The 9,739-nt window shown below is 67.6% G+C and carries 22 protein-coding genes and 2 pseudogenes; 12 read left to right on the top strand and 12 right to left on the bottom strand.

What is annotated here, in order from left to right; all coding sequences use genetic code 11:
• From QWJ38_RS23915 to QWJ38_RS23865, 11 genes and pseudogenes are all read left to right on the top strand, one after another.
• Positions 1-301 (top strand): annotated as a pseudogene (locus tag QWJ38_RS23915) (hypothetical protein); the annotation flags it as partial.
• Entirely contained in the window at positions 274-681 is a 408-nt protein-coding gene (locus QWJ38_RS23910; protein WP_290361633.1) for a hypothetical protein, read from the top strand. The pseudogene QWJ38_RS23915 and the gene QWJ38_RS23910, both read left to right, overlap by 28 nt.
• 3 nt (positions 682-684) lie before the next feature.
• Positions 685-1,464, top strand: coding sequence for a hypothetical protein (locus QWJ38_RS23905; protein WP_290361632.1), 780 nt, complete (start codon positions 685-687; stop codon positions 1,462-1,464).
• A gap of 116 nt (positions 1,465-1,580) precedes the next feature.
• Positions 1,581-2,018 (top strand): hypothetical protein, encoded by a 438-nt coding sequence (locus tag QWJ38_RS23900; RefSeq protein WP_290361631.1) that lies wholly within the window; start codon positions 1,581-1,583, stop codon positions 2,016-2,018.
• Positions 2,019-2,021: 3 nt separating this feature from the next.
• The gene (locus QWJ38_RS23895) at positions 2,022-2,342 is read left to right on the top strand and encodes a hypothetical protein (RefSeq protein WP_290361630.1); all 321 of its coding nucleotides are present in this window, start codon (positions 2,022-2,024) and stop codon (positions 2,340-2,342) included.
• Positions 2,339-3,010 carry a glycoside hydrolase family 24 protein gene (locus tag QWJ38_RS23890; RefSeq protein WP_290361629.1) on the top strand — a complete coding sequence of 224 codons (672 nt, stop codon included), beginning with the start codon at positions 2,339-2,341 and terminating at the stop codon, positions 3,008-3,010. Before QWJ38_RS23895 ends, QWJ38_RS23890 begins: the two co-directional genes overlap by 4 nt.
• Positions 3,007-3,258, top strand: a complete 252-nt coding sequence (locus tag QWJ38_RS23885; RefSeq protein WP_290361628.1) for a hypothetical protein — start codon at positions 3,007-3,009, stop codon at positions 3,256-3,258. The genes QWJ38_RS23890 and QWJ38_RS23885 overlap by 4 nt, the downstream gene beginning before the upstream one ends.
• The gene (locus QWJ38_RS23880) at positions 3,255-3,785 is read left to right on the top strand and encodes a hypothetical protein (protein WP_290361627.1); all 531 of its coding nucleotides are present in this window, start codon (positions 3,255-3,257) and stop codon (positions 3,783-3,785) included. The genes QWJ38_RS23885 and QWJ38_RS23880 overlap by 4 nt, the downstream gene beginning before the upstream one ends.
• A 12-nt stretch (positions 3,786-3,797) precedes the next feature.
• The gene (locus QWJ38_RS23875) at positions 3,798-3,962 is read left to right on the top strand and encodes a hypothetical protein (RefSeq protein ID WP_290361620.1); all 165 of its coding nucleotides are present in this window, start codon (positions 3,798-3,800) and stop codon (positions 3,960-3,962) included.
• Positions 3,962-4,144, top strand: coding sequence for a hypothetical protein (locus tag QWJ38_RS23870; protein WP_290361626.1), 183 nt, complete (start codon positions 3,962-3,964; stop codon positions 4,142-4,144). The genes QWJ38_RS23875 and QWJ38_RS23870 overlap by 1 nt, the downstream gene beginning before the upstream one ends.
• The gene (locus tag QWJ38_RS23865) at positions 4,141-4,275 is read left to right on the top strand and encodes a hypothetical protein (RefSeq protein ID WP_290361625.1); all 135 of its coding nucleotides are present in this window, start codon (positions 4,141-4,143) and stop codon (positions 4,273-4,275) included. The genes QWJ38_RS23870 and QWJ38_RS23865 overlap by 4 nt, the downstream gene beginning before the upstream one ends.
• 4 nt (positions 4,276-4,279) lie before the next feature.
• Here QWJ38_RS23865 and QWJ38_RS23860 read toward each other — a convergent pair whose 3' ends face one another.
• Positions 4,280-4,681: a hypothetical protein gene (locus QWJ38_RS23860; RefSeq protein WP_290361624.1), complete on the bottom strand. Its 402-nt coding sequence runs from the start codon at positions 4,679-4,681 to the stop codon at positions 4,280-4,282.
• Between the two features lie 289 nt (positions 4,682-4,970).
• Here QWJ38_RS23860 and QWJ38_RS23855 point away from each other — a divergent pair, with 289 nt between their 5' ends.
• Positions 4,971-5,375, top strand: a complete 405-nt coding sequence (locus QWJ38_RS23855; protein WP_290361623.1) for a hypothetical protein — start codon at positions 4,971-4,973, stop codon at positions 5,373-5,375.
• A 2-nt stretch (positions 5,376-5,377) separates the two neighbouring features.
• Here the strand turns inward: QWJ38_RS23855 and QWJ38_RS23850 are convergent, their stop codons facing one another.
• From QWJ38_RS23850 to QWJ38_RS23800, 11 genes and pseudogenes are all read right to left on the bottom strand, one after another.
• Entirely contained in the window at positions 5,378-5,512 is a 135-nt protein-coding gene (locus QWJ38_RS23850) for a hypothetical protein (RefSeq protein ID WP_290361622.1), read from the bottom strand.
• Positions 5,509-5,691, bottom strand: a complete 183-nt coding sequence (locus tag QWJ38_RS23845; protein ID WP_290361621.1) for a hypothetical protein — start codon at positions 5,689-5,691, stop codon at positions 5,509-5,511. Before QWJ38_RS23845 ends, QWJ38_RS23850 begins: the two co-directional genes overlap by 4 nt.
• Positions 5,691-5,855, bottom strand: coding sequence for a hypothetical protein (locus QWJ38_RS23840; protein ID WP_290361620.1), 165 nt, complete (start codon positions 5,853-5,855; stop codon positions 5,691-5,693). Before QWJ38_RS23840 ends, QWJ38_RS23845 begins: the two co-directional genes overlap by 1 nt.
• 12 nt (positions 5,856-5,867) lie before the next feature.
• A complete protein-coding gene (locus tag QWJ38_RS23835) occupies positions 5,868-6,398 on the bottom strand; it encodes a hypothetical protein (protein WP_290361619.1) in 531 nt (176 codons plus the stop codon).
• Positions 6,395-6,673 (bottom strand): hypothetical protein, encoded by a 279-nt coding sequence (locus QWJ38_RS23830; protein WP_290361618.1) that lies wholly within the window; start codon positions 6,671-6,673, stop codon positions 6,395-6,397. The genes QWJ38_RS23835 and QWJ38_RS23830 overlap by 4 nt, the downstream gene beginning before the upstream one ends.
• A complete protein-coding gene (locus tag QWJ38_RS23825) occupies positions 6,670-7,323 on the bottom strand; it encodes a glycoside hydrolase family 24 protein (RefSeq protein ID WP_345784004.1) in 654 nt (217 codons plus the stop codon). Before QWJ38_RS23825 ends, QWJ38_RS23830 begins: the two co-directional genes overlap by 4 nt.
• An 11-nt stretch (positions 7,324-7,334) precedes the next feature.
• Positions 7,335-7,670, bottom strand: coding sequence for a hypothetical protein (locus QWJ38_RS23820; RefSeq protein ID WP_290361617.1), 336 nt, complete (start codon positions 7,668-7,670; stop codon positions 7,335-7,337).
• 3 nt (positions 7,671-7,673) lie between these two features.
• Positions 7,674-8,246, bottom strand: a complete 573-nt coding sequence (locus tag QWJ38_RS23815) for a hypothetical protein (protein ID WP_290361616.1) — start codon at positions 8,244-8,246, stop codon at positions 7,674-7,676.
• 2 nt (positions 8,247-8,248) lie between these two features.
• Complete coding sequence (locus QWJ38_RS23810; protein ID WP_290361615.1) at positions 8,249-9,055, bottom strand: hypothetical protein; 807 nt, start codon at positions 9,053-9,055, stop codon at positions 8,249-8,251.
• A gap of 3 nt (positions 9,056-9,058) precedes the next feature.
• On the bottom strand, positions 9,059-9,466 hold the full coding sequence (locus tag QWJ38_RS23805; RefSeq protein ID WP_290361614.1) for a hypothetical protein: 408 nt from the start codon (positions 9,464-9,466) through the stop codon (positions 9,059-9,061).
• Positions 9,439-9,739: pseudogene (locus tag QWJ38_RS23800) on the bottom strand (hypothetical protein); the annotation flags it as partial. The pseudogene QWJ38_RS23800 and the gene QWJ38_RS23805, both read right to left, overlap by 28 nt.

Genomic DNA, 9,739 nt, shown 5'->3' with positions numbered 1-9,739 from the left:
GGGCTCCGGGCTGGGCAAGGGCGTAGGCGATGCCATCAGCGGCGGCGGCGGCCCGATGATTTCGGGCGGCTCGACCATCGACTCCCGTTCTTTCATGGACGGCAGCGGCTGGACCGTTTCGACGGGCGGCAGCAGGGCGACCGGCGGCACCTCGGGCGGCGGCGGCATGGGCACCGGCGCCACCGGCGCACCCTTTGCCGGCGCAACAGCAATGCAGGCCAGCCAAGCGGGCATGAATCCGCTTTTGATGCTGGCCCTGTGCGGCGGGCTGGTATGGGCGATCGCACGCAAGAAGCGTTGAGCGTTCGCGCGGCCGTCGATATCGCCGGCACGCTGCAGCGCATCGCGCGGGCTGAACGCTTCGATGTGCTGGGCGGCGGCTGTGTCGCCGATCTGGTGCAGGGCTGCGCCTTGTTCGATGTGATCGACGCGGCCGGGCCGCGCGCATCGTTCGCGCTGCGCGTCGACCAGTTCCAAGGGGCGCGCGTGCTGACGGTCACCGCTGCAGGCGGCGACAGCGCCGCCGGATGCGTGGCCGCAATGGTCGGCTTTGCAGAAAGCGAGGCCCAGCGCATCGGCGCCACGGTCTTGACCTGTGAAACCCGGCGCCGCGGGCTGGTGCGCGTGCTGGAGCGGCACGGTTACCGGGTCGCCGGCTTTGTGATGAAAAAGGACACCTGAAACATGGGCAGCAAAAGCAGTTCCACCCCGACCAACACCACGAGCAGCTACTACGACGCGCGCCAGGTCAACGACGCCGGCGGCGGCATCGCGGGCAGCGGCAATCAGTGGGACCAATCGGTCAACATGGTGGACCAAAGTCAAACGACTTGGCAGCAGTTCACCGACGCGAGCAACCGCAGCACCAACAACTGGACCCAGCAGACGGACGCCAGCGTCAGCAACTCGGGCAATACCTCGTGGACCGATGGCAGCTCGACCAATTGGACCGACTCCAGCACTCAGAACTGGACGGACAACAGCAGCACCTCGACCACGATCAACAACAGCACCACGGACGGCGGCGCCTTCGCGCTGGTGACGGGTGCGACGAATGCGCAGACGGCCGCGTCCCGCGCGATCGCGGAACGCGCGATCGAGGCCGCCCGATCGAGCAGCGAAGCCAGCATGCAGGCCGCGCTGCGCGCACAAGAAAACGCCATCAGCTCCAGCAACGCGGCCACCCGCGGCGCCTTCGACTTCGCCAGCTCCGCACAGGCGCAGGCTTTCAAGTCCAACGCCGATGCGATCGGCTTCGCCTCCGAATCGTTCGGCGAGCTGAGCCAGCTTGCCGGCTCGCTGATCGGCTCCGCGCAGAAGCAGGCCGACAACGCGGCCGGCACCGCGCGCGCCGCCTATGACAGCGCCGCCAGCCAAGCCAACGGCAACAAGACGCTGATGTATGTCGCACTGGCGGCGGTGGGCATCGTGGCCGCCGCTGTCGTTTTCAAGAACAAGGGGTAACCGTGCTACAGGTCTACAGCTTCCAAACAGCCGGCCGGCAGATCGACGCGGCCGGCAACTTCATCCGCTACGAGCGCGAGACAACCGGCGGAACCGATGCCTCGGTTCGCGTGCGCGTGGACGGCAACGATCTGGGCGTATGGCTCCCGGGCGACTATGCCGAGCTGCCGCTAAATTTCAGCCGCGTCGAGGTGACGCCGATCGGCCCGATTGCCGGGGAATTCCGCATCGGCGCCGGCCGCTTCAGTTCCTCGCGAATGGTGATCGCCAATCAAGCGGCGACCAACCCGACGACGACGGCCAAGACGGCGACGGTCGGCAGTACGGCATTGATAGCGGCGAACCAAGCGCGCAACTACCTGCTGATACAGAACAACGACCCGACCGGCTACATCGTCGTCACCTTCGGCGGCGCCGCGGCCACGCTGACGAACGGCCTGCGCATCGCCGCGGGCGGCTATTGGGAATGGACCGATCCGGCCTCTGTGCCCAAGAACGCGGCGAACGTGATCGGCAATATTGCCAATGCAAATCTGATCGTGATGGAGGGCTAAGCAATGCCAGGATCTCAAAGCCTGATCGGCGGCGGCGATCTGCCGGGCCTGACGCTGCAAGCCTGGGCGCAGATTTCCGGCGGCGGCACGTTCCGCAAGGGCTTCAACGTGGCGAGCGTGACATCCGGGGGGACAGGAATTGTCACGCTCAATTACTCGACCCCGATCCCGGTGGCGCAGGTCGTCGTTCGACTGCTGCCGCTGCACGGAAAATGGGACTTCGTACCCTCGGGCATGCTGACGACAAGCACGACGATCCGGACAAGATTCGACGGTGTAGACACATGGCTGCCCGGTGAATTCTGGGTGGGCATCTACTCATGACACCGCGCGCCGCCGTGATCGCCGGCATTGCCGCGGCCGGCGCGCTCGCGTGGCTCTTCCGACGCCAACCCAACACGACGACGACAGGCGAGGCCGAGGCCGAGCAGGACTCCGGCAGCGCCGCGCCGCTGTGGTCCCTCGCTGACTTGATCGCCGAAGCAGCCACCCCGACCCCGCCCGATATGGCCGACCAGAACACCGCCGCATTTCTGCTGATGATCCGCACCGCCGAGGGCACCGCCGGGCCTAACGGTTATCGAACCCTGTTCGGTGGCCGCCTGTTCGATGGCTGGGCCGATCACCCGCGCATGGCGCAGCGCTTCACCGATGGCGCCGGCCGCCAGCTCTGGACCAGCGCCGCGGGCGCGTATCAATTCATGGCCGTGAGCCCGATCCCGGGCGGCACGACCAAGGCCAACACCTGGGACAAGCTCGCCGAGCGCCTGGGCCTGCAGGACTTCAGCCCGGCCAGCCAGGACGCGGCGGCCGTCGAGCTGATCCGCGAGGCCGGCGCGCTGGCCGATGTGCGGGCAGGGCGCTTTGACGCTGCTGTCTCCAAGGTGCGCCGAATCTGGGCCAGCATGCCCGGCGCCGGCTACGCCCAACCTGAAAAAAATCTCGAGTCTTTGCGGCTCGCCTATCTCAACGCTGGGGGTTCCCTCGCATGAAAAAATCGCACCTGATCGTCGGCGGCATTGCAGCTGCTGGCCTTGCCTATCTCGCCTGGGCCAAGCTGGGCCGCGGCGCCGCGCTGTCCACCGTTCGCAACGACGCCAACGGGCCGCGCCTGCCCTCGCTGCCGAGCCTGCCGCCGCTGCCGGGTCTGCCGCCCATCAGCGGCGCCGCGCCCAACATGCCGCGCATGCCGGATATGCCCAGCATGCCGAGCATGCCCAGCATGCAGGGGCTGTGGTGAGTCGCGCGCTGCTGATCGTCGGCGGCATCGCCGCGGCGGGCTTGGCCCTCTACGTGGTCAAAAAGGGCGGCGTCGCGCCGGCCGCCGCTGCCATCGGCGAAACCGCCGTCAAGGTGGCCGGCGGCGTTGCAACCGGCGCGGTCGGCGAGATTGGCGCGACGGTGGGCCTTCCAAAGCCGAGCCAGACCACGACAGACCCGGCCGTGTCGCGCTGGCTGATCGACAACGCCGGCCATGTCGACGCCAGCCAGTGGAGCGGGGCGGGCGCCTACCTGCGCGCCCTGTTCCTGCCCGAAGGCAGCGGCACACCGCCGCCGGCCGGCTCCGATGTGGCCCGCCAGTTCGGCGGACTGCTGGGCGCCAGGTCAAGCGACACCGGCGACGAAACGGCGCGCCTGCTGGCCCGCTATCCGGGCGCGGCGACGCGCGAGCCATCGAGCATTTTCAGCGGCGCGGGCAGCTTCAGCGATGGGGCAACCGGCGGCTATTTCGACCTCTACGGCACCAACCCGATGCCGCTTTTCTAGGAGCTATCACCCATGCGTCAACTCATCGCCGCCCGTCTGCGCGAGCCTTCCACCTGGGCCGGCATCGGCTCCGTTATCACCAGCGCCGCGACGGCCATCGCGACCCGCGACCCGCAGGCGATCGCCGCGACGATCGCGGGCGTGCTGGCCGTGCTGCTGAGGGAGCGGGCGAAGTAATGCGGGACCAGATCATCAGAGCCATCGCCACCGCTGCAACGGGCGCAATGGTCGGATGGGGCGGCAATGCCGCGGTCACGGCCTTGCAGCTATCCCCGCGCGTGGACGCGATCGAGCGGGCCTTGGTGCGCATCGAATCCCGGCTGGACGCGCAGAACCGGGGCCAGGAGCCGCGCAAATGAAGGGTCTGCTACCCACGGGGCCGGCCGTCGCCCGCGAGGCGCTGACGGTCATTGCCGGCGCGCTGCTGGCCGCGGCTGTGATGTACCAATTCCCGGCCGTCAAGGCTTGGGTGAAAAAGGCTTGGGAGTAGCGTCCTAGCCGACGCGGCGCGAGCGGATCGGCACGACGACAGCACGGCCAACCGGCAAAGGTTCGGCCGTGTAGTCATTGGCGCAGCCGAAATCGGCGGCGGCCACCACGCGCGCCAGCTCACGGCGCAGGCGCTCCGCTTCGGTGCGCAGGCTTGCGGCAATCGCTGCATGCATGGCCGCCGAGTTATGGGCCTCGGCGTCGATTCTTGAGACTCCCCAGCGCGTCAGCCAGAACAGCGCCAGCAGCACCGGGCGCGGCGCGTCGTCTTGCCTGATCCATCTGGAAACTGTGCCGGCAGAAACGCCGAGCGCGCGCGCGAGCTGCCGCGGGGTCGGGTCGCAAAGGTCGGACAAGAGCTGAGACAGCGGCGGGCATTGCACGGGGGATGGGAGACGGTTCAACATCAGCGCGTTATCGGCGGCGAAGGGGTTGATTTAGATCCTACCTTTGGGCGATCGTTTGGCACGAAAAGCCAACAGCACAGAACTTCATACTAGGGAATCCGGGCTCTCTAGGGTTGACGGCAAAGTCGCGTAATGGCAAGCGACGCCTTCTACATTTAACATAATACACATTGTCGACATTTTGGACGCGCCGGCCCCCCTGATACGAGTAGTTAGCACGAGTCGCCTTATCCATAGATTTGCGCGCCTCGCAAGTCAAAGAAAACCCACTAGAGGGAATCAGGGATCAATGCTAGCCGTCTACCTACCGCAAAACTTACCGAAGCTGTCCACGCTGCTGCGGGACTTTTCCAGCCCATCAGCGGCGAACCTTGGCCGCGCTTTCGGTGTATCGCGCAGCACTGCGCATCGCTGGATCAGCGAGGACCGCGCGCCGCTGTCGGTCCTGATGGTGCTTTATCTGGCCGCGCCGAGCTACGGGGCCGCCGAGACACACAACCGCGTCCAGCACGCCCAGGAAGGCCAGCGGCTGGCCCTGGCGCTCGTGGACAGCCTCAATCGCGCCCTAGACGATCTGCGCCGGGAATTCGGCCGCGTGCTGGCGGTCGGCGACTTCGGCGCCGCCAATGCGCCATCGCTCGATGCGTTCCCACGCCCGAGCGCCGAGGTGCTGCCGTTCCAGCAGCGGGCCTAGGGTTACTCCCAGGCTTTTTTAACCCATGCCTTGACGGCCGGGAATTGGTACATCACGGCGGCGGCCAGCAGCGCGCCGGCGATGACCGTCAGCGCTTCGCGGGCCACCGCGGGGACCGTAGGTAGCACGCGGCTCATTTGCGCGGTTCCTGGCCCCGGCTCTGCGCGTCCAGGCGGGATTCGATGCGCACCAAGGCCCGCTCGATCGCGTCCACGCGCGGGGATAGCTGCAAGGCCGTGACCGCGGCATTGCCGCCCCATCCGACCATTGCGCCCGTTGCAGCGGTGGCGATGGCTCTGATGATCTGGTCCCGCATCACTTTGCCCGCTCGCGCAGCAGCACGGCCAGCACGCCGGCGATGGTGGCGGCGATGGCCTGCGGGTCGCGGGTCGCAATGGCCGTCGCGGCGCTGGTGATAACGGAGCCGATGCCGGCCCAGGTGGAAGGCTCGCGCAGACGGGCGGCGATGAGTTGACGCATGGGTGATAGCTCCTAGAAAAGCGGCATGGGGTTGGTGCCGTAGAGGTCGAAATAGCCGCCGGTCGCCCCATCGCTGAAGCTGCCCGCGCCGCTGAAAATGCTCGATGGCTCGCGCGTCGTCGCGCCCGGATAGCGGGCCAGCAAACGCGCGGTTTCGTCGCCGGTGTCGTTTGACCTGGCGCCCAGCAGCCCGCCGAACTGGCGCGCCACATCGGAGCCGGCCGGCGGCGGTGTGCCGCTGCCCGCGGGCAGGAACAAGGCGCGCCCGTAGGCAAGCGCCCCACTCCATTTGCTGGCCTCCATGTGGCCGGCGTTGTCGATCAGCCAGCGCGACACGGCCGGGTCTGTCGTGGTTTCGCTGGGCGTGGGCAGGCCCACCGATGCGCCGACAGCGCCGACAGCGCCAGAGACTGCGCCGCCGGCCGCGTTGACGGCGCCGGCGCCGATCGCGCTCGCGGCCTGCGACACGCCGCCTTTCTTGACCACGTAGAGGGCCAAGCCCGCCGCGGCGATGCCGCCGACGATCAGCAGCGCGCGGCTCACCACAGCGCCCCGATATTGCCCATGCTTGGCATGCTCGGCATGCTGGGCATGTTGGGCATGTTGGGCATGCGCGGCATGTTGGGCGCGGCGCCGCTGATGGGCGGCAGGCCCGGCAGCGAGGGCAGCGCCGGCAGGCTCGGCAGCGAGGGCAGGCGCGGCCCGTTGGCGTCGTTGCGCACGGTGTCAAGGCTTGCGCCGCGGCCGAACTTGGCCCAGGCCAGATAGGCAAGGCCAGCAGCGGCGATGCCGCCCACGATCAGGTGCGTTTTGTTCATGCGAGGGAACCCCCAGCGTTGAGGTAGGCGAGTCGCAGAGACTCGAGATTTTTTTCTGGTTGGGCGTAGCCGGCGCCGGGCATGCTTGCCCAGATGCGGCGCACCTTGGACACGGCCGCGTCAAAGCGCCCTGCCCGCACATCGGCCAGCGCGCCGGCCTCGCGGATCAGCTCGACGGCGAAAGCGTCCTGGCTGGCCGGCGTGAAGTCGGGCAGGCCCAGGCGCGCGGCGATGCGGTCCCAGGTGTTGGAGCTGGTGAAGCCGCCCGGGATCGGCGAAATAGCCATCGCCTGATAGGCGCCGGCGGCAGTCGTCCAGAGGGTGCGCCCCGCGCCGTCGCGGAACTGCTTAGCGATGCGCGGGTGATCGGCCCAGCCGCTGAAGAGCTGGCCGCCGAAAAGCGTGCGGTAACCATTCGGCCCGGCGGTGCCCTCGGCGGTGCGGATCATCAGCAGAAAAGCGGCGGTGTTCTGGTCGGCCATATCGGGCGGGGTCGGGGTGGCGGTTTCGGCGATCAGGTCAGCGAGGGACCACAGCGGCGCGGCGGTGCCGGTGTCTTGCTCGGCTTCGGCCTCGCCGGTCGTGGTCGTGTTGGGTTGCCGGCGGAATAGCCACAGGGCCGCCGCAGCGGCTCCTGCGGCGATCAGCACGGCGCGGGGCTTCATCCGTAGACGGCAACGTAGTAGGTTGGGTGATCGACCACAGCGCCGCCGGTCGAACTGTTCGTCACCAGCGTTATGGTGGTCGCGTTGTTGATGGTTGTCTTGAAGTTGGGCGTATCGTCGTCGCCGCTGTTCTGCAGTGCCGTATCCACGATCACATCAACGCTCGGCATTGCCTGCGCCATCGTGAGCGTGTAGGTGCCGGTCGCAGTGCGCGCAATGGTTATGCCGTTGCCTTTCACAAGCGCACCGCTGGCGCCCTTGAAGAGTGCCCATCCCAGCAGTGCCAGCCCGGGGAACTTGCCGCCGCCGATCAGACTTTGAGTTCCTGCCATCGGTCAGCCTTCCACAACAACAAGGTTTGCATTGGCGACGTTGCCGATGACGTTGGCCGCGTTCTTCGGCACCGAGTCCGTCCACTCCCAAAAGCCGCCGGCGGCAATGCGAACACCATTTGCGAGCGTCGCCGCGACGCCGAAGGCGACCGAGATATATGCGCCGGTCGTGTCGTTGTTCTGGATCAGCAAGTAGTTGCGCGTCGGGTTCGCGGCGACAAGCTGCGTACTGCCCACCGTGGCGGCCTTGGCCGTCGATGTGAAGTCAGAGCGTGCCGCCACGGTGGCTGCAATGTTCGTTGTCGGCTGTCCGGTCAGCAGGAAGCGCGAGGAATTGAAGCGGCCCGAACCCACGCGGAATTCGCCCGCGGCGCCGGCGATCGGCACTATCTCGACGGTCCTGAACTGCTCCGGCAGCTCTACAAAGTCGCCGGGCAGCCAAGTGCCGAAATCGTTGCCATCGACGCGCACGCGCACCGATGCGTCTGCCGCGGCGGTGGTTTCGCGCTCGTAGCGGATGAAATTGCCCGCCGCGTCGATCTGGCGGCCGGTGTTGGTGAAGCTGTAGACCTGCATGCTTATCCCTTCTTGAACACGACAGCGGCGGCCACGATGCCCACCGCGGCCAGTGCGACATACATCAGCGTTTTGTTGCCGTTGGCTTGGCTGGCGGCGCTGTCATAGGCGGCGCGCGCGGTGCCGGCCGCGTTGTCGGCCTGCTTCTGTGCGGACCCGATCAGCGAGCCGGCAAGCTGGCTCAGTTCGCCGAACGATTCGGACGCGAAGCCGATCGCGTCGGCATTGCTCTTGAAGGCTTGCGCCTGCGCCGAGCTGGCGAAATCGAAGGCGCCGCGCGTGGCTGCGCTGCTCGATGCGATCGCGTTCTGTTGGGCCTGCAGCGCGGCCTGCATGCTTGCTTCGCTGCTGGCCCTGGCCGACTCGATCGCCTTTTCTGCGATCGCGCGGGAGGCGGCCGTCTGCGCATTGGTCGCACCGGTCACCAGCGCGAAGGCGCCGCCGTCCGTGGTCGAGCTGTTCCAGGTGGTCGAGCTGTTGTCGGTCCAGTTCGTCGTGCTGCGGTTGCTGCTGTCGCTGTTCCAGGTCGTCGTGCTGCTGTCGGTCCAGTTGGTCGAGCTGCCATCGGTCCAACTCGTATTCCCACTGTTGGCGACGCTGGCGTCAGTCTGCTGGGTCCAGTTGTTCGTGCTGCGGTTGCTCGCGTCGCTGAACTGCTGCCAGGTGGTCGAGCTTTGGTCAATCATGTTGACCGATTGATCCCACTGATTGCCGCTGCCCGCGATGCCGCCGCCGGCGTCGTTGACCTGGCGGCCGTCGTAGTAGTTGCTCGTGGTGTTGGTCGGGGTTGAACTGCTTTTGCTGCCCATCGTTCAGGTGTCCTTTTTCATCACAAAGCCGGCGACCCGGTAGCCGTGCCGCTCCAGCACGCGCACCAGCCCGCGGCGCCGGGTTTCACAGGTCAAGACCGTGGCGCCGATGCGCTGGGCCTCGCGCTCAGCGAAGGCGACCATTGCGGCGACGCAGCCGGCGGCGCTGTCGCCGCCTGCAGCGGTGACCGTCAGCACGCGCGCGCCCTGGAACTGGTCGACGCGCAGCGCAAACGATGCCCGCGGCCCGGCCGCGTCCATCACATCGAACAAGGCGCAGCCCTGCACCAGATCGGCGACACATCCGCCGCCCAGCACATCGAAGCGTTCAGCCCGCGCGATGCGCTGCAGCGTGCCGGCGATATCGACGGCCGCGCGAACGCTCAGCGCTTCTTGCGCGCGATCGCCCATACCAGCCCGCCGCACAGGGCCAGCATCAAAAGCGGATTCATGCCCGCTTGGCTGGCCTGCATTGCTGTTGCGCCGGCGAACGGTGCGCCGGTGGCGCCGGTGCCCATGCCGCCGCCGCCCGAGGTGCCGCCGGTGGCCCTGCTGCCGCCGGTCGAAACGGTCCAGCCGCTGCCGTCCATGAAAGAACGGGAGTCGATGGTCGAGCCGCCCGAAATCATCGGGCCGCCGCCGCCGCTGATGGCATCGCCTACGCCCTTGCCCAGCCCGGAGCCC

It is taken from the genome of Roseateles violae (assembly GCF_030410485.1).
Classification (GTDB): Bacteria; Pseudomonadota; Gammaproteobacteria; order Burkholderiales; family Burkholderiaceae_C; genus Roseateles_D; species Roseateles_D violae.
This window is presented reverse-complemented; position numbering and strand designations above follow the sequence as displayed.